Source organism: Cryobacterium tagatosivorans (assembly GCF_004402215.1).
GTDB lineage: Bacteria > Actinomycetota > Actinomycetes > Actinomycetales > Microbacteriaceae > Cryobacterium > Cryobacterium tagatosivorans.
This window is the reverse complement of the sequence record NZ_SOEZ01000009.1, coordinates 44,470-67,615: the sequence shown is the minus strand read 5'-3', so window position 1 is coordinate 67,615 and position 23,146 is coordinate 44,470. Positions and strand designations below refer to the sequence as shown.

The window sequence follows — 23,146 nt, the reverse complement described above, 5'->3', positions numbered from 1 at the left end:
TATCGTGAAGGTACGCAGAACGGGAGATCCAAATGATTGACAAAGTTGTGGCGAGTGCGGCCGAGGCCGTCGCCGACATTCCGGATGGGGCATCCCTGGCCGTCGGCGGCTTCGGGCTGTGCGGCATCCCAGAGAACCTGATCGAGGCCCTGCACGCGCAGGGCACCACGGATCTGGAGACGATCAGCAACAACTGCGGCGTCGACGGCTGGGGGCTCGGGCGGCTGCTCGAGGACCACCGCATCCGCCGCACGATCAGCTCCTACGTGGGCGAGAACAAGGAATTCGCGCGCCAGTTCCTCTCCGGCGAGCTCGAGGTCGAACTCACCCCGCAGGGCACGCTCGCCGAGAAGCTGCGCGCCGGCGGCGCCGGCATCCCCGCCTTCTTCACCCCGGCCGGCGTCGGCACGCAGGTCAGCGAGGGCGGCCTGCCGCAGCGCTACAACACGGACGGCACCGTCGCGAAGGCGTCGGAGCCCAAGGAGGTGCGCAGCTTCCACGGCGCCGACTACGTGATGGAGCACTCGGTCACCCCCGACTTCGCCCTCGTGCACGCCGCGAAGGGCGACCGCTACGGCAACCTCGTCTTCCACGCCGCGGCCGCGAACTTCAACCCGCTCGCCGCGATGGCCGGCCGGATCACGATCGCCCAGGTCGAGGAGCTCGTCGAGCCCGGCGAGCTGGACCCCGAACACATCCACACGCCGGGCATCTTCGTGCAGCGCGTCGTCGTCGTCGGGGCCATCGAGAAGCGGATCGAAAAGCGCACCATCACCGCCGCCCCGATCACCCAAGCCACCAAGGAGGTCGGCGCATGAGCCTTACCCGCGAGGAGCTCGCGGCGCGCGTCGCCCTGGAGCTCGAAAACGGCCAGTACGTCAACCTCGGTATCGGCATGCCGACGCTGATCCCGAACTATATTCCGGATGACATCGAGGTCGTCCTGCACGCCGAGAACGGCATCCTCGGCGTCGGTCCGTACCCCACCGACGAGAACGTGGACCCCGACCTGATCAACGCGGGCAAGGAAACCGTCACCGTCAACCAGGGCGCGGCGTTCTTCGACTCCGCGGCATCCTTCGGCATGGTGCGCGGCGGACACGTCGACGTGGCCGTGCTCGGGGCGATGGAGGTCGCCGCCAACGGCGACCTGGCCAACTGGATGGTGCCCGGCAAGATGGTCAAGGGCATGGGCGGGGCAATGGACCTCGTCTTCGGCGCCAAGCGCCTGATCGTCATGATGGAGCACACTGACCGCGCCGGGAACCCGAAGATCCTCGAACGCTGCTCCCTGCCGCTGACCGGCCGGGGCTGCGTCGACCGGATCATCACCGACCTCGCCGTGATCGACGTCACCCCCGGCGGCCTCGTGCTGCGCGAACTCGCCCCCGGCGTCACGGTGGAGCAGGTCGTCGCGGCGACCGGCGCCGAGCTGCTCGTCGAGGAACACGAGGTCAGCGTATGAGCGACGACGAGCGCACGACGATCGAGCAGCGCGGGCTGTACTTCGAGGAGTTCGACCTGGGCGCGCGCTACCTGCACCGTCCCGGACGCACGGTCACCGAGGCCGACAACGTGCTGTTCACCACCATGACGATGAACACGCAGTCGCTGCACCTCGACGCGGCCTGGTCGGCCACCCAGCCGTTCGGCCAGCGCCTGATGAACTCGATGTTCACGCTGTCCACCCTCGTCGGCAGTTCGGTCGCGCAGCTCACCCAGGGCACGATCGTGGCGAACCTGGGCTTCGCCGAGGTGAAGTTCCCGCATCCGCTCTATCATGGCGACACGATGTACTCCGAGACGATCGTCACCGAGAAGCGGCTCTCCGGATCCCGGCCGGGGCAGGGCATCCTGACCCTCGAGCACACGGCCCGCAACCAGCACGGCGACGTCGTGGCGACGGCGATCCGCACTGTCATGGTCTGGTGCAAGGACTCGGCGCCATGAGCTTCGACCTCGGCCCCGCCCTCCTCTTCTGCCCGGCCGACCGGCCGGAGCGCTACGCGAAGGCGGCCGCGCGGGCCGACGCGGTCATCATCGACCTCGAGGATGCCGTCAGCCCCGACGCCCGCGCCGAGGCCAGGGTGTCGCTGATCGCGAACCCGCTGGACCCCGCCCGCACCGTCGTGCGCGTCAACGCGGTCGGCACCGAGGACTTCGAACTGGACCTCGCGGCGCTGGAAGAGACGCTGTACCGCACGGTCATGCTGCCCAAGGCGGTCAGTGCCGCCCAGATGGAGGCGCTGCCCGCGTACGACGTGATCGCCCTCTGCGAAACGGCCGCGGGCATCCTCGCCGCGCCCGAGATCGCCGCGGTGCCCAACGTGGTCGCGCTGATGTGGGGCGCCGAAGACCTCATCGCCTCGCTCGGCGGGAGCTCGAGCCGCTTCGGCGACGGAAGTTACCGCGCCGTCGCCCGGCACGCCCGGTCCTCCGTGCTCCTGGCCGCCGGCGCCCACGACAAGGCCGCCATCGACAGTGTGTTCCTGGCCATCGCGGACATGACCGGCCTCGCGGCCGAGGCCGAGGACGCCGTGGCCAGCGGGTTCAGGGCGACGGCGTGCATCCACCCCGGCCAGGTCGCCGTCATCCGCGACGCCTACCGGCCCACCCCCGCCGAGGTCGCCTATGCCTGGGCGATCCTCGAGGCCTCGGCCACGGAGGGCGGCGTCTTCCAGTACCAGGGACGGATGATCGACGGGCCGCTCCTCCGCCACGCCGAAGCCGTCCTCCGCCGAGCCGAGGCGCCCTAGCCCCTAATCCCTAATCCCTAATCCCTAATCCCTAATCCCTACCCCCTGACCCCCGCGAAACCGCAGTTGTGCGCGTTAAAACGCGGGAATAGCGCGCACAACTGCGGTTTCGCGGAGGGGGAAAAGGGGGAGAAGGGGGGAACGCGAGGGGGAGGGTCAGGCGACCTCGCGGGAGAGCGCCTGCTCGATGGCGCGCACGATCGGCTCGGACTCGGGTTCGACCGTCGACGCGAAGCGGTCGATGACCTGCCCGGCGCGGTTGACCAGGAACTTCTCGAAGTTCCACTTGACCAGGCCGGGAATCGGCCCGCTCTTGAATCTCGTCAGTTCGGCGTAGAGCGGGTGCTGGTGCTTGCCGCGCACATCGACCTTCTCGGTGAGCGGGAAGGTCACGCCGTAGTTCAGCTCGCAAAACGACGCGATGTCGGCCTCGTCGCCCGGCTCCTGGCCCAGGAACTGGTTGCACGGGAGGCCGAGAACCACGAGGCCCTCGTCCCTGTACCTCTCGTACAGCGCTTCCAGGCCCGCGTACTGCGGGGTGAAGCCGCACTTCGAAGCGACGTTGACGACGAGCACCGTCTTGCCCCGGAACCGGTCGAACGTCGTCTCCGTGCCGTCGATGAGCGTGAGCGGGATCTCGTACAGGGTCGATGCAGTCATGCGCCGAGACTACCCCGGCGCCCGTCGGGGTGGCTGAGAGAAGGCCGCAGGGGGAGAAGGAGGCACGGTGTACGCACCGCTTGGATAACGGTTCCCGCAAGCCCCTCGGAAAGAACTTCCGCCGGGCTTATTCTCGGGGCACAACAGCAGGCATCGGGAAGGGAACGCCATGCCCCGGTACGCAGCACCGCAGCCCTCGGCACCCCGGTCGGCACCGCACGCCCTGCACAAGTCACTCCTCCCGAGGTCACCGCGCGAGTCGCGTGTGGCGCAGCCCCTGTCCGTGGGCCCCCCTCCCATCTCCGCGCCGGTCCCCGTGCAGTCCGTGCCGGCGACCGGGCCGGTCGAGACAGGCAGGGACACCCCCGTCAGGCGCCGGATCGCGGACACGGACCTCCTGGTGCACCCGCTCGCGCTCGGCGGCAGCGTCTTCGGCTGGACGATCGACGGAAGCGCCGCGATGCGAGTCCTCGACCGCCACCGCGACCTGGGCGGCAACTTCGTCGACACGGCCGACAGTTACGCGGCCGGCCGGAGCGAGGTGATCATCGGCTCCTGGCTGCGCAGCCGCGGGGCGCGGGATGACACGGTGATCGCCACGAAGATCGGCCGCAATCGCGACCATCCCGGCCTGAGCGCGGCCAGCATCACCGGCGCCGTCCAGGCCTCCCTCGAGCGCCTGGGCACCGACCACATCGACCTGCTCTATTTCCACCTGGACGACCCGGACGTGCCCCTCGAAGAGAGCCTGGGCGCCGTCGACGCGCTCATCCGCCGTGGGCAGGTGCGCTACCTGGCCGCCTCCAACTTCACCGCCGAACGGTTGATGGAGGCGCGGGTGCTCTCGGCAAACGGACTGCCCCGGTTCGTGGCCCTGGAGACGCACTACAACCTGGTGCACCGGGAACCGTTCGAATCCTCCCTGGCCCTGCCCACCCATGCGCAGGGGATGGCCGTGCTGCCCTATTTCGCGCTGGCCCACGGCTTCCTGGCCGGACGGTACCGCACCAGGGCGGACGCCACCGGGACCGCCAGGGCCGGACGCGCCGCCGCCTACCTGAACCGGAACGGCCTCCGGGTGCTCGGGGTGGTCGACCGGATCGCGGTGGACCACGGCGTGCCGCCGGCAACGATCGCCCTCGCCTGGCTGCTGGCCAGGGACGGCACCTTCGTGCCGGTGGCCGGCGCCAGCCTCCCGGAGCAGGTGGACGCCCTCGTGGCGGCCGCGGGCATCCGTCTGGGCCGCGGCGAGATGGTCGAACTCGACCGGGTGTCGGTGGCCCCCGGCCCCGCTACGGGGCCTCGGCGATAACGCGCCGGATGGCCCGCTGCAGCGCGGCATGCGCGGCAATCGGGTCGCCCAGGTTGGCGCCGGCGTACGCGCCGTCACGGGCGAGGAAGAAGTCGTCGGCGGCGTCGCCGGGGTGCGAATGCCCCATCCCGCGGAACAGGTCCTCGATCGTCATGCCGTACCACTCGCGATGCACGGCGACGGCCTCGCGCACCGGATGCCGCGGGTCGGCGAACTGGGCCGCCGCGTTGATGAACGGGCAGCCGTGGAAGCCGGGGCGCATGACGTCGTCGGCGATCTCGTCGACGATGCCCCGCAGCCGCCGCTCGGGGCTGTCGTAGCGCTCCGCGACGTCCACCACGAAGTCGCGGGCCCGCGTGTCCCGCCCCTGCAGGTAGGCCACGATCAGGCTGTCCTTCGAGCGGAAGTACTTGTAGAACGTGGCCTTGGTGACCTTCGCCTCGCTGATGATGCGATCGACCCCGACGGTGTGCACGCCCTCGCTGTAAAACAGGCCGTCCGCGGTGGCCAGGATCCGCACCTTCGCGTGCGTGGTCGGCCGTGCCGGTGTTGCTGCCCCCTCGGCCATGCTCCTGCTCCTCCCGGATCGCCGCCTCCGCGCAAAGATTGCCGCGTCCGGCCGCGCCGGTTGCCACACGCTAGCATAAATGGGGTCGACAGACCAGTCTGTTACAAACCGGGAGGGGATGCCCGGGCCGACCGGTGTCGTAAGGTTGTCAGTGACATGAACGGTGCTGTGGAGTTCCCCCTGGACCTGGCCGAACTCTCTTTCCGGGCCGCCGGTGAGTCGCTGGTCCGCCGAAGCGTGCTTCCGAGCGGCGTGCGCATCCTGAGCGAACACGTTCCGGGCAGCCGCAGCCTGACGATCGGCTACTGGGTCGCCGTCGGCTCGCGCGACGAGCAGCCAGGCCACTTCGGTTCGACGCACTTTCTGGAGCACCTCCTCTTCAAGGGCACGCAGAAGCGCACAGCGCTCGACATCGCGGTCGCCTTCGACTCGGTCGGTGGCGAACACAACGCCATGACGGCCAAGGAATACACCTGCTACTACGCCAAGGTGCAGGACCGCGACCTGTCGATGGCCGTCGAGGTGCTCACCGACATGATCACCTCGTCGCTGCTCGACCCGGTCGAATTCGAGAACGAGCGCGGCGTCATCCTCGAAGAGCTGGCGATGGCCGACGACGACCCGGCGGATGTCGCGAACGAGCGATTCTTCGAGGCGGTCATGGGCGCGCACCCCCTCGGCCGGCCGATCGGTGGCAGCCCCGAAACCATCCAGGCCGCCACCCGCGCCGCCGTCTGGGAGCACTACCGCGCAAACTACCGGCCGCAGGACCTCGTCGTCACGGTCGCCGGCGCGGTTGACCACGACGTGCTTGTGGCCGCCGTCACCCGGGCCCTGGCCCTCGCCGGCTGGGACCTCGGCCAATACGCGGCGCCGGTCGCCCGCCGCACCGGCCATCCCGCGCAGATCAGCCAGGGCGATCCGGTGACGATCGTGCGGCGCCCGCTCGAGCAGGCGAACCTCCTCGTGGGCGTCCCCGGCCTGCTGGCCGCCGACGACCGCCGCGTCACGATGAGCGTGCTCAACTCCATCTTCGGTGGCGGCATGTCCTCCCGGCTGTTCCAGGAGGTGCGCGAGAAGCGCGGCCTGGCCTACTCGGTCTACTCCTTCGCGCCCGGGTTCTCGGATGCCGGACTCTTCGGCATGTACGCCGGCTGCACGCCCGCCAAGGCCGGGCAGGTGGTCGAGCTCATGCTCAGCGAGCTGAACCGGCTCGCCGAGGGCGGAGTCACCGCCGACGAAATGAAGCGTGCCTCCGGGCAGCTCTCCGGGGCATCCGCCCTGGCGCTCGAAGACTCGGACACCCGCATGTCCCGCCTGGGACGCTCGGAAATCACCCTGGGGGAGTTTGTGGATCTCGACGAGGCGCTCCGCCGCCTGGCGCTCGTGACGGCCGAGGACGTGCGGCGGCTCGCCGCCGAACTGGCCGCCGGACCGATTTCGGTCGCCGCCGTCGGCGCCCTCGACGACGACGTCTTCACGTCCGTGCTCTCCGCCGCCCGGCGCTAGCGCCGCCGCGTTCCCCGCACTGCCCGGCCCGGCCGGCAACCCGCCCGCGCTTCCACAGGATCACACCGAAAGGGACACCGTGCCCCACTACCTCTACCTCGTCCGCCACGGAGAGCAGCAGGATGCCGAGCACGGCCTCCCGGACGGCCCGCTCTCGCCCCGCGGCAAGCGCCAGGCACACCTGATCGCCGAGCGACTCGGCGGCGTCCCGTTCACCGGCGCCTGGCATTCCCCGCTGCAGCGCGCGGCGGAGACGGCCCAGATCATTGCCGAGCGGCTGCCCGCACTGACCTCGGAGCCGTCCGCTCTGCTGATGGACTGCATCCCGACCGGGAAGACGCCGGAGATGCCGTCGGTCTTCGACCCGTTCTTCGGCGCGGTCACCGAGGCCCAGATCGACGCGGGGCGAGCCCAGATGGACGACGCCACGGCGGAGTTCCTGCGGTCCCGGCGCGGCGAACGCCACGACCTCCTGATCACCCACAACTTCGTCATCGCGTGGTTCGTCCGCGAGGTGCTCGGGGCGCCCGACTGGCGCTGGATCAGCATCAACCAGGCCAATTGCGGGCTCACTGTGCTGCAGCAGAAGCCCGGGCGCCCGTGGACGCTGGTGACCCACAACGATCTCGGTCACCTGCCGGTCGAGCTGCGGACCGGGCTGCCGGACCAGCTGCTCTTCTAGGCGTTCGCCCCGGGCGGCCGCCCGTTCGCCGGCTGATGGGTGAGTGCCTTGCGGTACCAGTTGGTGGCGTTGGGGTTGTCGTTGTACGGCGCGACGTCGTCGTAGCCGGCCTTCCGGTACAGCTGCCCGGCCGCCTCGAGGCTCGCGTTCGTGTCGAGCACAACTTCGTCGGCGCCGAACGCGCTCGCCCGGCGTTCGAGTTCCTCCAGCAGCACGCGGCCCCAGCCGCGGCCGCGCACCTGCGGCTGCAGCCAGAGGTGCTTGATCTCGTACCGCACGGCGCCGGCGGGGGAGTCGGTGATGCGCCGCACCCCGCCGCAGCCGACGTAGCGGCCGTGGTGGTCGTCTTCGCCTACGAGCAGGAAGACGCCCCTCGGCGGCAGGAACTGCTCCGCGGACGGCAGGGTGGTGCGGTAGCTGCCCTGCGCGGACGGGAAGGACGACGCGCGGTCGCTGAAGTATTGGGTGAGCAGGGTGAGCGCGGGCGCATCCGTCACCGACACTTCTCTGAATTCAGGCATGCCCCTAGGCTACGTCGGGGCCGCAAGGCCGCGCTTGATAGATTGGGAGCATGACAACACGGGTGGCCGTCATCGGCGCAACGGGCAAGATGGGCCGCCTGGTTTCCTCGCTCATCGAAGACACCGAGGGCTACGAACTCGTCGCCCGGCTGGATTCGAAAAGCTCCCTCTCCGAGATGCTCGGGGCGGATGTCGCCATCGACCTGACCGTTCCGGGCGTCAGCCAGGGCGTGGTCCAGTTCGCCGTGGACAACGGCATCCGGGTGCTCGTCGGCACGTCCGGCTGGTCGCAGGAACGGATCGACTCGCTGGGCCACAGCCTCGCCGGCCGGGACGACACCGGCGTGATCATCATCCCCAATTTCTCCATCGGCTCGGTGCTCGGGTCGGCGTTCGCCGCCCAGGCCGCCCGCTTCTTCGACTCGATCGAGATCGTCGAGGCGCACCAGGCCGGGAAGGTCGACTCGCCCTCCGGCACGGCCGTGCGCACGGCCGAGCTCATCGGGCGCGCGCGGGCCGACCTCGGACCGGTCTCTGCCCCGCACACCGACCAGCGTGCGCGCGGCCAGCAGGTCTCCAGCGTGCCGGTGCACAGCCTGCGCCTGGAGGGCCTCCTGGCCCGCCAGGACGTGTTCCTCGGCGGCCCGGGCGAGACCCTGACCATCAGCCACAACACGCTCTCCGCCAGCGCCTATGAGCGCGGCATCCTGCTCGCCCTCGCGGCCACGCGCACCGCACGCGGGGTGACCGTCGGGCTGGACCGGATCGTCGACCTCGGCCTGGGCGAAGCCGGCTCGACCGGCGCGCCCGAGGCTGCCGATTCGGCCGCCGAAGCCGAGGCCGAGGACACCGAGGCCGCCGAATGAGGGGACGCCTGGCCGCGGTGCTGATGGCGCTGCTGCTGCTCGTCTACCTGGTCCTCGTGGGCTGGCAGGCCGTGAAGTTCATGCTGACCGGCGAGCCGATCGGCATCGTGATCGGCGCGGCGCTGATAATCCTGCCCGTCGTGGGGGTGTGGGCGCTCGCGCGCGAGCTCCAGTTCGGGCTGGGCTCCGAGCGGCTGTTGCGCCGACTCGACGCGGAGGGCGAACTGCCCGTCGACGAGCTCCCCGCCAGGCCGAGCGGCCGGCCCTACCGGGACGCCGCCGACGCCGACTTCCCGCGCTTCCGCGAGGCGGTAGAAGCGGCCCCGGAGGACTGGCGCGCCTGGTTCCGGCTCGGCCTCGCCTACGACGCCTCGGGGGACCGGCGCCGCGCCCGCGGCGCCATCCGCACCGCCATCGCCCTCGAACGCCGCCCCTGACCGCCGCGAAACCGCAGTTGTGCGCGCTAAAACGCGGTTTTAGCGCGCACAACTGCGGTTTCGCGGAGGTGGGGCGTGGGTGGGGGCGGGCGTGGCTAGGCGCGGAGCATCCAGTCGACGGCCTCGGCCGCGGTGCGGTGGGCGAAGACGAAGCCGTCCGCCTGCAGCTTCGCTGAGCTGACCCGCTGGTCGGCCAGGAGCAGCTGCCGGGCGGCATCGCCGAGCACCAGGGTGAGGACGAACGCCGGCACGGGGATGAAGAAGGGGCGGCGCATCGCCTTCGCCACCGCCCGAATCACGTCGTTGGCCGTCGCCGGGGTCGGCCCGACCAGGTTGACCGGGCCGCTGAGCGTCGAGGTGAGCAGGTGCACGATCGCGGCCGCCTCGTCGTGCAGACTGATCCACGGCCAGTGCTGGGTTCCGCGGCCGAGCGGTCCGCCGAGCCCGAACCGCACGATCGGCAGCAGGGGTTTCAACACCCCGCCCCGCGCCATCACGAGGGAGGTGCGGAAGCTCACCACCCGGGTCCCCTCGGGGGCACGCTGGGCTTCGCGCTCCCACGCGGCCACGACGCCGGCCAGGAAATCCTGTCCAGGGGCGGATTCCTCGGTGAGGGTCTCTCCGGGTCGGTTGCCGTAGATGCCGACCGCCGACGCGTTGAGCAGCACAGGGGGCGGCGCCGCGCAGGCGTTCATCGCGTCGGTAAGCGTGCGCGTCGCGCGCACGCGGGAACGGACGATTTCCCGGCGGTACGACGCGGTCCAGGGCAGGCGGGACAGCGAGGCGCCGGCGAGGTTGATGACCGCGTCGACGCCGTCGAGCGCGCCGGGATCGAGTTCGGCGAAGGCGGGATCCCAGCGGATCTCGGAATCCGAGCGCGCCTCCCTGCGCACGAGGCGAAGCACGGTGTGTCCGGCCGCCTCGAGCTGGCGGGACACTTCGCTGCCGATAAGGCCGGAGGCCCCGGCAATCAGCACTCGCACGGCGGCGCCGTCCCCGGCCTAGGCCAGTTCCGCCTCGATCGTGATCGGGATGCCGGCCAGCGCCTTCGAGATCGGGCAGTTCTGCTTGGCATCCTCGGCGAAGGCCTCGAACTGCTCCTCGGTCAGGCCGGGGATCTTGGCGCTCACCAGCAGGTGGCTGCCGACGACACCGGTGCCGGGCTGGAAGGTGACGGCCGCGGTGGTCTGCATGCTTTCGGGCGTGTGCCCGGCCGCCGACAGGATGCCGGCCAGCGCCATCGAGAAGCACGCGGAGTGCGCCGCACCGAGCAGTTCCTCGGGGTTGGTCGTGTTGGGTGTGCCCTCGGAGCGCGCGGCCCAGGTGACGGGGAACTCCGCGGCGTTCGACGAATCGAGCGTCGTGGTGCCGCGGCCGGACTTCAGATCGCCGGTCCATACGGTTGTTGCTTCGCTGGTAAGCGCCATGGTGCTACCTCCTGAAAGTGAAACCCCAGCCTAACCGCCGCACTCCCGCGAAACCCGAATGCCGGGCCATCGGCGTCTAAGCGGTGCCGGCGGGCGTTCCGCGGCGACCCAGCAGACCGGCGCGCACGAGCAGGAGGTAGAGCTGGCAGCCGAGGCAATAGTCGAACACGGCGTTGAGGAACGCTGCGATGAAGGCGGCGGCCGCCGCGGCCGCTAGGCCGCCGGAAAGCCCGACCAGGCCCAGGATGACGCCGACCAGGCTGACGAAGAGGCCAACGCCCTGCGCGAAGGTCGGCGGGGCCGGGTCTTCCAGCTCGGCCGGCGCGGCCAGCCTCGGGCGCACGAAGCGCTTGAACAGCAGCCCGAACGGATGCCGGCCCGCCCCGGCGAACGCTCCCCAGGCGAACAGCGCCGCGAGGGCGGTGAGCAGCACCAACGCGGCCACGGCTGCCCCGGTCAGCGCAAGGAACACCACGACCAGGAGGAGCACGGCGGTGATTGCCGCGACGAAGCGGGGGCCGCGGGGGTCGATGCGGGGTCTAGCTCGCGAGGCGGACATGGCTGCTCCCGGTGAGGTCGTCGAGGTGCCGGGCGATGCCGGCGCGGTGCGGAACCCCGCCGATGCGGGCGCGAACGCGGCCGGTGCCGTCGAGGATGAGGGTGGTGGGCGTCTGCATGACCCCGTACCGGTTGGCGAGGTCGGCCCGGTGGGTGAGGTCGACGTTGAGGTGGGCGACGCCGGGGCGGGAGCCCGCCACACCGGCGAGCAGCCGGCTCGTGCCGGGGCAGCGCGCGCACAGCTCGGTGGAGAACAGCAGCAGGGTGGCGTCCCGGCCGAAGGGGACCTCGCTGGCGACATCCGTCGGCGTGATGACATCACCGGCAACCGGTGCGATTCGTCCCTGCTGCGCGCGCCAGACCAGGCCGAGCGCGGTCGCTGACAGCACGAGCGCCAGGATGACGACGAGTGCGGTGAACGGTTCCATGCTCGCAAGATTACGCGGGCGAGCCTGCGATCCCGGTGTGTGACGAGAGGTTACGCGGACCGGGCGGCGAGCCACGGCCCGGCGGGCACGCGCCACCGGGTATCGTTTAGGCCGTGCCTGAGATTGAGTTTCGCTCCGATGTGACCGTTGAACTGGTTCGCGCCAGCGCCCACGACTCCGACGTGCTGTTTGCCGCCCGGGTGTCGACCCAGGGCGAGCAAACCCTCGAGGAGAGCCGCCTGGAGGGCTCGGAAACCGAGGTCGACCAGAAGCGCGACCGCGGGCTGATCAACTACCTCATGCGCGACCGCCACGGGTCGCCCTTCGAGCACAACTCGATGACCTTCTACGTGCAGGCGCCGATCTTCGTGTTCCGCGAGTTCATGCGCCACCGCATCGCCTCCTACAACGAGGAATCGGGCCGCTACCGCGAGCTGAACCCGGTCTTCTACGTTCCCGCCCCCGAGCGTAACCTCCTCCAGGTCGGCAAGCCGGGAGCGTACGACTTCCTGCCCGGCTCTGCCGAGCAGCTCGCCCTGGTCGAGCAGCAGACGCGCGACGTGTCCGTGCACGCCTACGCGGCCTACCAGCGCATGCTCGAGGCCGGCGTAGCCCGCGAGGTCGCGCGGATCATCCTGCCGCTGAACATCTACTCCTCGATGTACGTGACCATGAACGCCCGTTCGCTGATGAACTTCCTCAGCCTGCGCACGAAGCGCGAGGGCACCCACTTCCCGTCGTTCCCGCAGCGCGAGATCGAAATGTGCGCCGAGAAAATGGAAGCACACTTCGCCGAGCTCATGCCGCTCACCTACGACGCCTTCAACAAGAACGGCCGGGTCGCCCCCTAACGCCGTTCTGTTACGGCCGGGCTGCAGACGACCGCGGTGAGCCGGTACCCTGTAATTGTGTCTACGCCATCGAATCCATTCGGCCAGGTGCTTGTCGCCCTGGTGACCCCCTTCACCGCTGACGGGGAGGTCGACTGGCCCGGCGTCGCCAAGCACATCGACGACGTGATCAACGCCGGAGCGGACGGCATCGTCGTCACCGGCACCACCGGCGAGACGTCCACCCTGACCGACCCGGAGAAGATCCGCCTGGTCGAGGTCGGCAAGGATGTCTCGGCCGGCCGGGCGAAGATCATCACCGGCGGCGGGTCCAACGAGACCGCCCACGCCATGCAGCTCGCCAAGCAGAGCGAGAAGGCCGGCGCCGACGGCAACATGATCGTCACCCCGTACTACAACAAGCCCACCCAGGCCGGCGTGCTCACCCATTTCCGGATGATCGCGGACGCCACCGACCTTCCGGTCATCCTCTACGACATCCCCGGCCGTACCGGCATCCCGATCGAGTACGCGACCATCCTGCGCGCCGCGAAGCACCCCAACATCCTCGCCGTCAAGGATGCCAAGGGCGACCTCGCGCAGGTCAGCCGGGTGCTCAACCAGACCGACCTGCTGTACTTCTCCGGCGACGACCCCAACGTGCTCCCGCACCTGGCCATCGGCGCCACCGGGCTGATCGGCGTCACCGCGAACATCGCGGCCACCCCGTACCGGCAGATGGTCGACGCGGTCAACGCCGGCGACCTCAAGACGGCCACGGCGGCGCACAAGCAGCTCGAACCGCTGGTGCGAGCCTGCATGACCCATGTGCCGGGCACCGTCGCGGTCAAGTACATCCTGCACGGCCTCGGCCGGATCGGCAGCCCGCGGGTGCGCCTGCCGCTCGTCGGTCCCGAGGAGTGGGAGGCCGCCCAGATCGAGGACGAGATCGACCTGGTCACCGCCATCCCGGGCGTGGACTTCTCCAACTTCCGGCCCGACCGCAACGCCGCGGCCGGCGGGGCACTGCCCAGGATAGCCGGCACCACCCGCTAGAAACGGGACCACACGCGCAACCACCAGGGAGGGCACATGCCAGGCGACGTATACGAACCCCCGGCGCTCGAACCGGGCACCCTCCGGGTCATCCCGATCGGCGGCCTCGGCGAAATCGGCCGGAACATGACGTCGTTCGAGATCAACGGCAAGATCCTGATCGTGGACTGCGGCGTGCTGTTCCCGGAGGAGCACCAGCCGGGCGTCGACCTGATCCTGCCGGACTTCGCGCCCATCCGCGATCGCCTGGACGACATCCTCGGCGTCGTGCTCACGCACGGCCATGAGGACCACATCGGCGCCGTCCCGTACCTCCTCAAGCTTCGCCGGGACATCCCGCTGATCGGCTCGGGGCTCACCCTCGCGTTCATCGAGGCCAAGCTCAAGGAACACCGGATCACCCCGTACACGCTGCAGGTCGCCGAAGGGCAGACCGAGCGGCTCGGGCCGTTCAGCCTGGAGTTCGTCGCGGTCAACCACTCGATTCCCGACGCCCTCGCCGTGGCGATCAAGACCGAGGGCGGCACCGTGCTGCACACGGGCGACTTCAAGATGGACCAGCTGCCGCTCGACGGCCGGCTCACCGACCTGCGCGAATTCGCGCGGCTCGGCACCGAGGGCGTCGACCTGTTCCTCGTCGACTCGACCAACGCGGATGTCCCCGGCTTTACCCCGTCCGAGCGCCTGATTGGGCCCGTGCTGGAGGACGTCATCGCCCGGGCGCCGCGCCGGGTGATCGTCGCCAGCTTCTCCAGCCACGTGCACCGGGTGCAGCAGGTCCTCGACGCCGCGCACACCAACGGACGCCGGGTGGCGCTGCTCGGCCGCTCGATGGTGCGCAACATGACCATCGCCGCCGACCTCGGCTACCTCAGGGTGCCGGAGGGCGTGCTGGTCGATTTCAAGAAGGCCGGGAACATCCCGGACGACAAGATCGTCTACATGTCCACGGGCTCGCAGGGCGAGCCGATGGCGGTGCTCAGCCGGATGGTCAATCGGGACCACCAGATCGAGGTCGGCCCCGGCGACACCGTCGTCCTGGCCTCCAGCCTCATCCCCGGCAACGAGAACGCGGTCTACCGGATCATCGACGGCCTGACCAGGCTCGGCGCCTCCGTGGTGCACAAGGGCAACGCGAAGGTGCACGTGTCCGGGCATGCGGCGGCCGGCGAGCTGCTGTACTGCTACAACATCCTCAAGCCGAAGAATGTGCTGCCGGTGCACGGCGAGTATCGCCACCTCGTCGCCAACGCGCGGCTGGCCATCGACAGCGGGGTGCCGGAGGCGAACACGATCCTCGCCGAGGACGGCACGGTGATCGACCTGCGGGACGGCATCGCCCGCCAGGTCGGCCAGCTCGACATCGGGTACGTCTACGTCGACGGGTCGACCGTCGGCGAGATCACCGAGGCCGACCTCAAGGACCGGCGCACGCTCGCCGAGGAGGGGTTCATCTCGATCATCATCGTCGTCGACGCCAATACCGGGAAGGTCATCGTCGGGCCCGAGATCCACGCGAAGGGATTCGCCGAGGACGCCGCCGTCTTCGACGCCGTCAAGCCGAAGATCGTGGCGGCGCTCGAAGAGGCGGCGCACAACGGCGTGCGGGACCCGTACGCGCTGCAGCAGGCCGTGCGCCGGGTGGTCGGCCGCTGGGTGAATGCGTCGTTCCGCCGGCGCCCGATGATCGTGCCCCTCGTCATCGAGGCCTGACCCGCGCCGGTCCCGCCGGTTGAGATGCGGAGAAAGTGCCTTCGTCGAGCCCGGGAAGGTACTTTGTCCGCAGTTCAGTTCGGAGCGTCCGATGGATGGTTGGGCTGCAGTGGGCGTGGGCTGACGGACGATCGACCGGGGCGGCGGTACCGTAGATGCCATGGCTACGAGCACTAAGTCGACCGGTCGCGCTCGCCCCGCGCCCGCACGCGGCAGCGCGCCCGCACGCGGCACCGCGGCGCGCAAACCCGTCGCCAGGACGGCGACCCAGAAGACCGTCAAGTTCGAACCGAAGCCGGGCCTTGCCGTGCGCATCTGGATGGGGCTCGCCCACCTGACCGGCGGCGCCGCCCGCGCCCTCGGCCCGGAGCAGCTGTCCAAAGAGGAGCGCCGCGACGGGCTGCCGTTCTTCCTCGTGCTGCTCTCGATCGTCGGCGCCGTCATCGAATGGTTCCTGATCAACAGTCCCGTCGCCCGGACCCTCGACGCCTGGACCTTCGGCGGACTGTTCGGCCGGGTCGCCTTCGCACTGCCCGTGATCATGCTGCTCTTCGCCATCTGGCTGTTCCGCAAGCCCAGTTCGATCCACGACAACGGCCGCGTCGGCATCGGCCTGTCCATCCTGCTCGTCTCGGTTTCCGGGCTCTGCCACATCTTCGGCGGGGCGCCGGCGCCCAGCGAGGGCATGGAACGGCTCGCCCTGGCCGGGGGCGTGATCGGCTGGATGATCGCGGCCCCGCTGACCTTCCTGGCCACCTCGATCGGCGCGACGATCGTCGTCATCCTGCTGCTCGTCCTCAGCCTCTTCATCATCACCCGGACGCCGCCGAACAAGCTGCCCGAACGGCTGCGCGAGCTGTACGCCTGGCTCTTCGGCGCGCAGCTGCCCGACGCCGAGGAGCGCCAGGCCGGCAAGGATGCCCGGCTCGACAAGACCGCGCAGGTCGAACTCGACGGCGTTGACGGCGACAACAGCGCGCTGCCCTGGTGGCGGCGCAACAACAGCAAGCGCGAGGAAGACCCCGACTTCGACGGTCCGATCAGCGTCGACCCGCGCGGCAACGCCCGGGACGCGGACTCCGGCGCCGTGGACGCCCTCCGCGACCTGCTCGGCGGCGACGGCACCGGCGGCTTCGACACCGCCCTCGAACCGGCGGAGACCCCGGCGAACCCGCGCCGGGACCACTACGGCACCGAAGTGCTCGAAGACCTGGTTCGGGCCGAGGACGCGGTCAAGCGTTTCACCGGCGAAGTCGAACCATCCGCGGCGGCGATCGGCCTCCACGCCGACGACCCGACCGGCCTGACCGAGGTGCTCCCCGGTTTCGAGGAACTGGAGGCGGCCCTGGCCGCTCCGACCGCCCAGCCCGCCGCGCCGCAGCCGACCGCGCCCTATGTGCTGCCGTCGGCGATGACCCTCATCGCCGGACCGCCGGCCAAGGCCAGGTCCGCCGCCAACGACGACGTGGTCCGTTCGATCACCGAGGTGCTCCGCCAGTTCCAGGTCGACGCGAAGGTGACCGGCTTCTCGCGCGGGCCCACCGTGACCCAGTACGAAATCGAGCTCGGCCCCGGGGTGAAGGTGGAGCGGGTAACGGCCCTGAGCAAGAACCTCTCCTACGCCGTCGCCTCGAACGAGGTGCGGATCCTCTCGCCCATCCCCGGCAAGAGCGCCATCGGCATCGAGATCCCGAACACCGACCGCGAAATCGTCACCCTCGGCGACGTGTTGCGCTCGGCCACGGCCACGAACAGCACCCACCCGATGACCATCGGCGTCGGCAAGGATGTCGGCGGCGGGTTCGTCATCGCCAACCTCGCGAAGATGCCCCACCTCCTCGTGGCCGGCTCGACCGGCTCCGGCAAGTCGAGCTTCGTCAACTCGATGATTACCAGCCTCCTCATGCGCGCCAAGCCGAGCGAGGTGCGGATGGTGCTGATCGACCCGAAGCGGGTCGAGCTCGCCGCCTACGCCGGGGTCCCGCACCTCATCACGCCCATCATCACGAACGCGAAGAAGGCCGCGGAGGCCCTGCAGTGGGTCGTCAAAGAGATGGACATGCGCTACGACGACCTGGCCAGCTTCGGCTTCCGCCACATCGACGACTTCAACAAGGCCGTCGTCAGCAACGAGATCGTGCTGCCGGCCGGCAGCGCCCGCACGCTCAAGCCGTATCCGTACCTGCTCGTCGTCGTCGACGAGCTCGCCGACCTCATGATGGTCGCCCCGCGCGACGTCGAGGACTCGATCGTGCGGATCACCCAGCTCGCGCGCGCCTCCGGAATCCACCTGGTGCTGGCCACCCAGCGCCCCAGCGTCGACGTCGTCACCGGCCTGATCAAGGCCAACGTGCCCTCACGCCTCGCCTTCGCCGTGACCAGCGTCACCGACTCCCGGGTCATCCTCGACCAGCCCGGCGCCGACAAACTCATCGGCCAGGGCGACGCCCTGTTCCTGCCGATGGGCGCCTCCAAGGCCATCCGGGTGCAGGGCGCCTGGGTCAACGAGGCCGAGATCGAGAAGGTCGTCAGGCACGTCACCCGCCAGGCCCGCCCGGACTACCGGCCGGATGTCGCGATGGAAGCTCCCCGCAAGGAGATCGATGCCGACATCGGCGACGACCTCGAGGTGCTGCTCGCGGCCGCGGAGCTCGTGGTCTCCACCCAGTTCGGGTCGACCTCGATGCTGCAGCGCAAACTGCGCGTGGGCTTCGCCAAGGCCGGCCGCCTGATGGACCTGCTCGAGTCGCGGGAGATCGTCGGCCCGTCGGAGGGGTCGAAGGCGCGCGATGTGCTCGTCAGCGCCGAGCAGTTGCCGAGCGTGCTCGCCAAGCTCCGCGGCTCGGACGCCGAACACCACGCCGCCGAGCAGCGGGCGGCCGCGTATCCGCCGGCCAATGCCGCTCCCGACCCCCGCTACGCCGACGACCCGGTCGCGAAAATGACCGAAGACTATCCTGAAGAGGACGGGTCCTCCGACGAGGACGCCTGGCAACTGACCGACAGGGACTGATCCGATGGCAACGCCGAACACCGTTCCAACCGCCCCGCCGAGCAACTGGAACCTGCCGAACCTGATCACGGTCGTGCGCATCCTGATGGCGCCGGTGTTCTTCTGGATGCTGCTGGCCGACGCCGGGCAGGACGGCGCCCTGCGCTGGGCCGCGGCCGCTGTCTTCATCGTCGCGATCGCGACCGACGGCATTGACGGCGCCATCGCCCGCCGCCGGAACCTCGTCACCGACCTCGGCAAGCTCCTCGACCCGATCGCGGACAAGGTGCTCACCGGCGGGGCGCTCATCTGCCTGTCCATCCTCGGGGAACTGTGGTGGTGGGTCACGATCGTCATCCTGGTGCGCGAGATCGGCATCACCGTGTTCCGGTTCGTGATGCTGCGCGACCACGTCATCCCGGCCTCCCGCGGCGGAAAGCTCAAGACCCTCTTCCAGGCCGTGGCCATCTCCCTCGCGCTCCTGCCGTTCTGGCTCCTCCTCGGCGACTGGGTGTACTGGGTGAACTGGACCGTCATGGCGGTCGCCCTCGTCCTCACGGTCGTGACCGGCGTCGACTACCTCGCGGCCGGCTGGCGCGAGCGCCGCAAGCACCGCAGCCATGCCTGATCACGTGCCGGCCCAATCCGCTGCCCCCAGAACTGAGGGTGCCGGCGGTGCGGATGCCGATCCCACCGCGCTCCTGATCGCCGAGCTCACCGCCCGGCACCTCACCATCGCGGTGGCCGAATCCCTCACCGGCGGCCTGCTGGTGGCCGAACTCGTCCGCATCCCCGGCGCATCCGTCGTCGTCAACGGGGGAGTGGTGGCCTACCAGACCGAGCTCAAACACCGCCTGCTCGCGGTGGACAGCAGCATCCTCAACGTGCACGGGCCGGTGCATCCGGATGTCGCCAAGCAGATGGCGATCGGCGTGCGCACCCACCTCGCGGTAGGCGGGGAGCGGGCGGACATCGGAGTCTCCACGACCGGGGTTGCCGGTCCGGACGCCTCGGACGGTCACGAACCGGGCACCGTGTTCATCGGCCTGTCCCAGGGAACCGGGGCGTGGGCGATCCCGCTGCAGTTGCCCGGCGACCGCGACGCCGTCCGCGCGGAGGCCGTCGCGCGAGCGGTCCAGGCCGTGCGGGAAATACTCGGCCGGGATCCGTCGGAATAGTTCCGGGGAGGGTGTGGTTACAATCACAAGATTCACGAGGCCACGACACGACATTCACAAGGAAAGTCCAGTGACCGAGGGTACTCTGGGAGTGTCGGATGGGTGCGGTAACGTAAGCCATTCGCCGCCACGAACCCGATCGTGATGGACACAGCAGTATCACTAGACAGCAGTTTCAAGTTGCATGAGAAGGAGGTTCCGATGATTCTTGTACGTCAAGAAATCGGCGATGTACTCAGGGACTTCCGCCTGCAAAAAGGTCGCACCCTTCGCCAGGTAGCCAGCAAGGCCAGTGTGGCCCTGGGTTACCTCAGCGAGGTCGAGCGTGGTCAGAAGGAAGCTTCTTCTGAGATTCTCGCTTCCGTAGCAGACGCGCTCGACACCCCTATCTCGGTCATCATGCGTGAAGTCGGCGATCGCCTCGCCGTGATCGAAGGCCTCGAACCGTTCCCGGACACCATCCCCGAGGAATTCGTTTCGAACTTCGACTCCACGATCATGGCCCGCTAGGTCGACCGGCGAGCGTTGGGCGCGTTGTGCGACTGAGTGAGTTCCGCCAAGCCCTGAAAGACGAGTTCGGCGACGCCTATGGCCGGGTGCTCACCCGCGACCTGGTGCTGACCCCCCTGGGCGGTCGCACGGCCGACCAGGCCCTCGCCGGTGGCACGCCCGCCCGCGATGTCTGGCTCGCGCTCTGCGTCGAGACGGATGTGCCCAAGAGCCGCTGGTACGGCGCGGGGCTTCCCGCCCCGCACAAGTAGACCTCAGCGGGACGAGGTGTCGCCCTGGGCAGACGTGTTCGCCAGGGTTGACGGCGCCATCGCGCCCGTCGGCGACCTCCCGGGGCTTGTCGGAGTTGCGGTTCGCCTTGTTGAGCGACTGGGCGAGTGGGGAGTGGGCCTGTTCACCCTGGCCGAAACGGTCTTTCCGCCCCTCCCGAGCGAGGTCATTCTTCCCCTGGCGGGCTTCCTTGGCCAGCAGGGCGAGCTGAACGGCGCCCTCCTGGTCGTCACGAGCACGCTGGGCGCATATCTTGGCGCCCTGCTGCTCTACGGGCTCGGGGCGCGCCTCGGGCTCGAGCGCTCAATTCGCTGGCTGGCGAAACTCCCCCTCGTTGATCGTGACGACTGGGACAGGGCTGCCCGATGGTTCGGCCGGCATGGTCGATCGGCCGTCTTCTTTGGTCGGCTCGTGCCGGGGATTCGAAGCCTGGTCTCGTTGCCGGCCGGCGCCGCAAGGATGAATCTCGCCTCGTTCAGCATCTTCACGATCGCTGGAAGCGCAATCTGGAACACCTTCCTGATCCTTCTGGGCGCCGCCCTGGGCACGCAATACGAGCTGGTGGCCAGGTATGCGCTCTACCTCAACTACGTGCTCTATGCGGCCATTATCGGGGTCGTTGTCTGGCTGGTGCTGCGGCGGATGCGAGGACGAAGAGCGGCCGGCGCGCGCGCCGACGACTCGGCGAATGACCCTGACTGACCTTCCGGTGACCGAGTACGAGCGTGGTGCGCCACGCCGCCGGGTGCGGGTACATCGAATACCTGTTCGGATATTGCTAGGCTCCTCAACAGCAGAAGTCGAAGACGGCTTATCCACTTCCGCCGCGACTACCGACCAGTGTCGGGGGTCCGGCGTACAGTCGGATTCGTCAACGACCGACAGCAATTGCCTTGTCGACAGGGGGCATCGGGGTCTTCCCGGTGAACCGAAACGACAGCCTATAGGCGCCAGCACGCATGACCGAAGGAGAACGACATGGCATCAGCAGCAGATCGCGAGAAGGCCCTGGAAGCGGCACTCGCCCAAATCGACCGCCAGTTCGGCAAGGGCTCCGTCATGCGCCTTGGCAGCGACGAGCGCGCCCCCGTCGAAACCATCTCCACCGGGTCGATCGCGCTGGACGTCGCGCTCGGCATAGGCGGCCTGCCCCGCGGCCGGATCGTCGAGATCTACGGTCCGGAATCCTCCGGTAAGACCACGCTCACCCTGCACGCCATCGCCAACGCCCAGAAGGGCGGCGGCATCGCCGCGTTCATCGACGCGGAGCACGCCCTCGACCCCGAGTACGCCCGCAAGCTCGGCGTCGACATCGACGCTCTCCTCGTCTCCCAGCCCGACACGGGAGAGCAGGCCCTCGAGATCGCGGACATGCTCGTCCGAAGCGGGTCGATCGACCTGATCGTCATCGACTCCGTCGCCGCGCTCGTGCCCCGCGCCGAGATCGAGGGCGAGATGGGTGACTCGCACGTCGGCCTTCAGGCCCGGCTCATGTCCCAGGCGCTGCGCAAGCTCACCGGTGGGCTGAGCCAGACCAACACCACCATGATCTTCATCAACCAGCTGCGCGAGAAGATCGGCGTGTTCTTCGGCAGCCCGGAGACCACCGCCGGCGGCAAGGCGCTCAAGTTCTACGCCTCCGTGCGCCTCGACATCCGCCGGATAGAAACCCTCAAGGACGGCACCGAAGCCGTCGGTAACCGCACCAGGGTCAAGGTCGTCAAGAACAAGATGGCCCCGCCGTTCAAGCAGGCCGAATTCGACATCATCTACGGTGTCGGCATCTCCCGCGAGGGCAGCCTGATCGACTTCGGAGTGGACCAGGGCATCGTCAAGAAGTCCGGCGCCTGGTACACCTACGACGGCGACCAGCTCGGCCAGGGCAAGGAGAACTCCCGCAACTTCCTGCTCAAGAACCCGGACATGGCCAACGACATCGAGAAGAAGATCCTGATCAAGCTCGGGGTCGGCCCGGAGGGCATCGCGGCGGCCAAGGCAGCCAAGGAGGCCGCCACCGCGGCCGAGGGCGGCGCGAAGGTCGAGTCGATCCAGACGAAGCTCAGCGCACGCAAGGGCGCCTAGCCCCGGCCCAATCCGCGGCACCGCACCGGTGCAGCATGGCGGCACGGCGCCGCACCGCACGATTCACCACGAGAGGCAGGTCACGGGCATGGTTCATTTCGAAGCATCCGATTCAGCGCAGGACCCGGCGCAGGACGCAGCACAGAACAGCACGCTGGCGTCCGTGACCTACCTCCCCGGGGTCGTCCCGCCGGAGGACCCGGCCGGCGACCAGGCCGCGCACGAGGAGACCGACGCCACCGCCGAGCGCGAACGCGCCGAGAAGGTGCTGCTGCATCGCCTGCGGGGCCGCTCGCTGTCCATCTCGGAGGCGCGCACGGTGCTCCGCACGACGGACATCGACCAGGCCGAGGCCGAGGAGATCATCGAGCGTTTCGCTGAGCTGCACTACATCGACGAGGAGAAACTCGCCGACCAGATCATCCACAGCCACCACGAGCGCAAGGGCCTCGGCCGTGCGGGCGTGCAGACGGAGATGCGCCGCAGGGGCCTCGACGCCAACCTCATCCTGGAGAAACTCGAGGAGCTGCCGGACGACGAGGCCGAGCGGGCCATCGAGATGGCCATCAAACGGGTCGGCCAGCTCGAACGATTCGACGAGCAGACCGTCGATCGCCGCCTCACCGGGTTCCTCATGCGCAAGGGGTACAGTTCCGGCGCCGTGCGGCTCGCCGTGAAGGCGGCGCTGGCGTCCCGGTCCGCCGGCCGAGCCTCGACGGTCCGGTTCCGCTAGGCCCGGATTCGGCCGGCGAGCGGTAGGCGCGGCGCAAACGTAAACTAGAGCCACTATG

At 69.3% G+C, this 23,146-nt stretch carries 27 protein-coding genes; 20 read left to right on the top strand and 7 right to left on the bottom strand.

Annotation, left to right across the window (positions count from 1 at the left end; genetic code table 11):
- The first annotated feature begins 32 nt into the window (after positions 1-32).
- The 4 genes from E3O23_RS01665 to E3O23_RS01650 are packed head-to-tail and all read left to right on the top strand — an operon-like array spanning position 33 to position 2,756.
- Positions 33-818, top strand: coding sequence for a CoA transferase subunit A (locus E3O23_RS01665; RefSeq protein WP_134487352.1), 786 nt, complete (start codon positions 33-35; stop codon positions 816-818).
- Positions 815-1,465 (top strand): CoA transferase subunit B, encoded by a 651-nt coding sequence (locus E3O23_RS01660; RefSeq protein ID WP_134487349.1) that lies wholly within the window; start codon positions 815-817, stop codon positions 1,463-1,465. Before E3O23_RS01665 ends, E3O23_RS01660 begins: the two co-directional genes overlap by 4 nt.
- Positions 1,462-1,950, top strand: coding sequence for a MaoC family dehydratase (locus E3O23_RS01655; protein WP_134487346.1), 489 nt, complete (start codon positions 1,462-1,464; stop codon positions 1,948-1,950). The genes E3O23_RS01660 and E3O23_RS01655 overlap by 4 nt, the downstream gene beginning before the upstream one ends.
- On the top strand, positions 1,947-2,756 hold the full coding sequence (locus tag E3O23_RS01650; RefSeq protein ID WP_134487343.1) for an HpcH/HpaI aldolase/citrate lyase family protein: 810 nt from the start codon (positions 1,947-1,949) through the stop codon (positions 2,754-2,756). The genes E3O23_RS01655 and E3O23_RS01650 overlap by 4 nt, the downstream gene beginning before the upstream one ends.
- A gap of 156 nt (positions 2,757-2,912) precedes the next feature.
- On the opposite strand, the gene E3O23_RS01645 is transcribed toward E3O23_RS01650, so the two are convergent.
- Positions 2,913-3,416, bottom strand: coding sequence for a glutathione peroxidase (locus E3O23_RS01645; protein ID WP_134487341.1), 504 nt, complete (start codon positions 3,414-3,416; stop codon positions 2,913-2,915).
- Between the two features lie 283 nt (positions 3,417-3,699).
- Here E3O23_RS01645 and E3O23_RS01640 point away from each other — a divergent pair, with 283 nt between their 5' ends.
- The gene (locus tag E3O23_RS01640; protein ID WP_241983275.1) at positions 3,700-4,728 is read left to right on the top strand and encodes an aldo/keto reductase; all 1,029 of its coding nucleotides are present in this window, start codon (positions 3,700-3,702) and stop codon (positions 4,726-4,728) included.
- Here E3O23_RS01640 and E3O23_RS01635 read toward each other — a convergent pair.
- Positions 4,709-5,296 carry a TetR/AcrR family transcriptional regulator gene (locus tag E3O23_RS01635; protein WP_134487335.1) on the bottom strand — a complete coding sequence of 196 codons (588 nt, stop codon included), beginning with the start codon at positions 5,294-5,296 and terminating at the stop codon, positions 4,709-4,711. The two genes, E3O23_RS01640 and E3O23_RS01635, sit on opposite strands and share 20 nt — an antisense overlap.
- A gap of 156 nt (positions 5,297-5,452) precedes the next feature.
- On the opposite strand from E3O23_RS01635, the gene E3O23_RS01630 reads away from it, so the two are divergent.
- Both E3O23_RS01630 and E3O23_RS01625 read left to right on the top strand, forming a co-directional pair.
- Positions 5,453-6,805, top strand: coding sequence for a M16 family metallopeptidase (locus E3O23_RS01630; RefSeq protein ID WP_134487332.1), 1,353 nt, complete (start codon positions 5,453-5,455; stop codon positions 6,803-6,805).
- Between the two features lie 79 nt (positions 6,806-6,884).
- Positions 6,885-7,487: a histidine phosphatase family protein gene (locus E3O23_RS01625; RefSeq protein WP_134487329.1), complete on the top strand. Its 603-nt coding sequence runs from the start codon at positions 6,885-6,887 to the stop codon at positions 7,485-7,487.
- On the opposite strand, the gene E3O23_RS01620 is transcribed toward E3O23_RS01625, so the two are convergent.
- Positions 7,484-8,008, bottom strand: coding sequence for a GNAT family N-acetyltransferase (locus E3O23_RS01620; RefSeq protein ID WP_134487326.1), 525 nt, complete (start codon positions 8,006-8,008; stop codon positions 7,484-7,486). The two genes, E3O23_RS01625 and E3O23_RS01620, sit on opposite strands and share 4 nt — an antisense overlap.
- A 50-nt stretch (positions 8,009-8,058) precedes the next feature.
- Between E3O23_RS01620 and dapB the strand changes: the two genes are divergently transcribed.
- Entirely contained in the window at positions 8,059-8,874 is an 816-nt protein-coding gene (gene dapB, locus E3O23_RS01615; RefSeq protein ID WP_134487323.1) for a 4-hydroxy-tetrahydrodipicolinate reductase, read from the top strand.
- A complete protein-coding gene (locus E3O23_RS01610; RefSeq protein ID WP_134487320.1) occupies positions 8,871-9,311 on the top strand; it encodes a tetratricopeptide repeat protein in 441 nt (146 codons plus the stop codon). Before dapB ends, E3O23_RS01610 begins: the two co-directional genes overlap by 4 nt.
- Positions 9,312-9,406: 95 nt before the next feature.
- Here E3O23_RS01610 and E3O23_RS01605 read toward each other — a convergent pair whose 3' ends face one another.
- The 4 genes from E3O23_RS01605 to E3O23_RS01590 form a co-directional block, all read right to left on the bottom strand.
- Entirely contained in the window at positions 9,407-10,294 is an 888-nt protein-coding gene (locus E3O23_RS01605; protein WP_134487317.1) for a TIGR01777 family oxidoreductase, read from the bottom strand.
- Positions 10,295-10,312: 18 nt separating this feature from the next.
- Positions 10,313-10,738 carry an OsmC family peroxiredoxin gene (locus E3O23_RS01600; RefSeq protein ID WP_134487314.1) on the bottom strand — a complete coding sequence of 142 codons (426 nt, stop codon included), beginning with the start codon at positions 10,736-10,738 and terminating at the stop codon, positions 10,313-10,315.
- Between the two features lie 76 nt (positions 10,739-10,814).
- Positions 10,815-11,297, bottom strand: coding sequence for a DUF4395 domain-containing protein (locus E3O23_RS01595; RefSeq protein ID WP_134487312.1), 483 nt, complete (start codon positions 11,295-11,297; stop codon positions 10,815-10,817).
- The gene (locus E3O23_RS01590; protein ID WP_134487309.1) at positions 11,278-11,724 is read right to left on the bottom strand and encodes a TlpA family protein disulfide reductase; all 447 of its coding nucleotides are present in this window, start codon (positions 11,722-11,724) and stop codon (positions 11,278-11,280) included. Before E3O23_RS01590 ends, E3O23_RS01595 begins: the two co-directional genes overlap by 20 nt.
- Before the next feature lie 113 nt (positions 11,725-11,837).
- On the opposite strand from E3O23_RS01590, the gene thyX reads away from it, so the two are divergent.
- The 11 genes from thyX to E3O23_RS01535 all read left to right on the top strand — a co-directional run bounded on the left by thyX (position 11,838) and on the right by E3O23_RS01535 (position 23,088).
- The gene (gene thyX, locus E3O23_RS01585) at positions 11,838-12,575 is read left to right on the top strand and encodes an FAD-dependent thymidylate synthase (RefSeq protein ID WP_134487306.1); all 738 of its coding nucleotides are present in this window, start codon (positions 11,838-11,840) and stop codon (positions 12,573-12,575) included.
- 57 nt (positions 12,576-12,632) lie between these two features.
- Entirely contained in the window at positions 12,633-13,610 is a 978-nt protein-coding gene (gene dapA / locus E3O23_RS01580; RefSeq protein WP_134487303.1) for a 4-hydroxy-tetrahydrodipicolinate synthase, read from the top strand.
- A 36-nt stretch (positions 13,611-13,646) separates the two neighbouring features.
- Positions 13,647-15,323, top strand: coding sequence for a ribonuclease J (locus tag E3O23_RS01575; RefSeq protein WP_134487300.1), 1,677 nt, complete (start codon positions 13,647-13,649; stop codon positions 15,321-15,323).
- A 160-nt stretch (positions 15,324-15,483) separates the two neighbouring features.
- Positions 15,484-18,336 carry an FtsK/SpoIIIE family DNA translocase gene (locus E3O23_RS01570; RefSeq protein ID WP_134487298.1) on the top strand — a complete coding sequence of 951 codons (2,853 nt, stop codon included), beginning with the start codon at positions 15,484-15,486 and terminating at the stop codon, positions 18,334-18,336.
- A 4-nt stretch (positions 18,337-18,340) separates the two neighbouring features.
- Positions 18,341-18,943, top strand: coding sequence for a CDP-diacylglycerol--glycerol-3-phosphate 3-phosphatidyltransferase (pgsA, locus tag E3O23_RS01565; protein WP_134487295.1), 603 nt, complete (start codon positions 18,341-18,343; stop codon positions 18,941-18,943).
- Positions 18,936-19,493 (top strand): CinA family protein, encoded by a 558-nt coding sequence (locus E3O23_RS01560; RefSeq protein WP_134487292.1) that lies wholly within the window; start codon positions 18,936-18,938, stop codon positions 19,491-19,493. Before pgsA ends, E3O23_RS01560 begins: the two co-directional genes overlap by 8 nt.
- A gap of 201 nt (positions 19,494-19,694) precedes the next feature.
- Positions 19,695-20,003 (top strand): helix-turn-helix domain-containing protein, encoded by a 309-nt coding sequence (locus E3O23_RS01555; RefSeq protein WP_134487289.1) that lies wholly within the window; start codon positions 19,695-19,697, stop codon positions 20,001-20,003.
- Positions 20,004-20,029: 26 nt separating this feature from the next.
- Positions 20,030-20,254: a DUF3046 domain-containing protein gene (locus tag E3O23_RS01550; protein ID WP_092323936.1), complete on the top strand. Its 225-nt coding sequence runs from the start codon at positions 20,030-20,032 to the stop codon at positions 20,252-20,254.
- Positions 20,255-20,270: 16 nt separating this feature from the next.
- Entirely contained in the window at positions 20,271-20,975 is a 705-nt protein-coding gene (locus E3O23_RS01545) for a DedA family protein (protein WP_241983274.1), read from the top strand.
- A gap of 276 nt (positions 20,976-21,251) precedes the next feature.
- Positions 21,252-22,355 carry a recombinase RecA gene (gene recA, locus E3O23_RS01540; protein WP_134487283.1) on the top strand — a complete coding sequence of 368 codons (1,104 nt, stop codon included), beginning with the start codon at positions 21,252-21,254 and terminating at the stop codon, positions 22,353-22,355.
- An 88-nt stretch (positions 22,356-22,443) separates the two neighbouring features.
- Positions 22,444-23,088, top strand: a complete 645-nt coding sequence (locus tag E3O23_RS01535; protein ID WP_134487280.1) for a regulatory protein RecX — start codon at positions 22,444-22,446, stop codon at positions 23,086-23,088.
- Positions 23,089-23,146 lie beyond the last annotated feature (58 nt).

What these genes read in the sequence shown, in the direction of transcription:
- E3O23_RS01665 (WP_134487352.1), top strand. Translation starts at nt 33, where the DNA reads ATGATTGACAAAGTTGTGGCGAGTGCGGCCGAGGCCGTCGCCGACATT.
- E3O23_RS01660 (WP_134487349.1), top strand. Translation starts at nt 815, where the DNA reads ATGAGCCTTACCCGCGAGGAGCTCGCGGCGCGCGTCGCCCTGGAGCTC.
- E3O23_RS01655 (WP_134487346.1), top strand. Translation starts at nt 1,462, where the DNA reads ATGAGCGACGACGAGCGCACGACGATCGAGCAGCGCGGGCTGTACTTC.
- E3O23_RS01650 (WP_134487343.1), top strand. Translation starts at nt 1,947, where the DNA reads ATGAGCTTCGACCTCGGCCCCGCCCTCCTCTTCTGCCCGGCCGACCGG.
- E3O23_RS01645 (WP_134487341.1), bottom strand. Translation starts at nt 3,416, where the DNA reads ATGACTGCATCGACCCTGTACGAGATCCCGCTCACGCTCATCGACGGC.
- E3O23_RS01635 (WP_134487335.1), bottom strand. Translation starts at nt 5,296, where the DNA reads ATGGCCGAGGGGGCAGCAACACCGGCACGGCCGACCACGCACGCGAAG.
- E3O23_RS01630 (WP_134487332.1), top strand. Translation starts at nt 5,453, where the DNA reads ATGAACGGTGCTGTGGAGTTCCCCCTGGACCTGGCCGAACTCTCTTTC.
- E3O23_RS01620 (WP_134487326.1), bottom strand. Translation starts at nt 8,008, where the DNA reads ATGCCTGAATTCAGAGAAGTGTCGGTGACGGATGCGCCCGCGCTCACC.
- dapB (WP_134487323.1), top strand. Translation starts at nt 8,059, where the DNA reads ATGACAACACGGGTGGCCGTCATCGGCGCAACGGGCAAGATGGGCCGC.
- E3O23_RS01610 (WP_134487320.1), top strand. Translation starts at nt 8,871, where the DNA reads ATGAGGGGACGCCTGGCCGCGGTGCTGATGGCGCTGCTGCTGCTCGTC.
- E3O23_RS01600 (WP_134487314.1), bottom strand. Translation starts at nt 10,738, where the DNA reads ATGGCGCTTACCAGCGAAGCAACAACCGTATGGACCGGCGATCTGAAG.
- E3O23_RS01595 (WP_134487312.1), bottom strand. Translation starts at nt 11,297, where the DNA reads ATGTCCGCCTCGCGAGCTAGACCCCGCATCGACCCCCGCGGCCCCCGC.
- E3O23_RS01590 (WP_134487309.1), bottom strand. Translation starts at nt 11,724, where the DNA reads ATGGAACCGTTCACCGCACTCGTCGTCATCCTGGCGCTCGTGCTGTCA.
- E3O23_RS01575 (WP_134487300.1), top strand. Translation starts at nt 13,647, where the DNA reads ATGCCAGGCGACGTATACGAACCCCCGGCGCTCGAACCGGGCACCCTC.
- E3O23_RS01570 (WP_134487298.1), top strand. Translation starts at nt 15,484, where the DNA reads ATGGCTACGAGCACTAAGTCGACCGGTCGCGCTCGCCCCGCGCCCGCA.
- pgsA (WP_134487295.1), top strand. Translation starts at nt 18,341, where the DNA reads ATGGCAACGCCGAACACCGTTCCAACCGCCCCGCCGAGCAACTGGAAC.
- E3O23_RS01560 (WP_134487292.1), top strand. Translation starts at nt 18,936, where the DNA reads ATGCCTGATCACGTGCCGGCCCAATCCGCTGCCCCCAGAACTGAGGGT.
- E3O23_RS01555 (WP_134487289.1), top strand. Translation starts at nt 19,695, where the DNA reads ATGATTCTTGTACGTCAAGAAATCGGCGATGTACTCAGGGACTTCCGC.
- recA (WP_134487283.1), top strand. Translation starts at nt 21,252, where the DNA reads ATGGCATCAGCAGCAGATCGCGAGAAGGCCCTGGAAGCGGCACTCGCC.
- E3O23_RS01535 (WP_134487280.1), top strand. Translation starts at nt 22,444, where the DNA reads ATGGTTCATTTCGAAGCATCCGATTCAGCGCAGGACCCGGCGCAGGAC.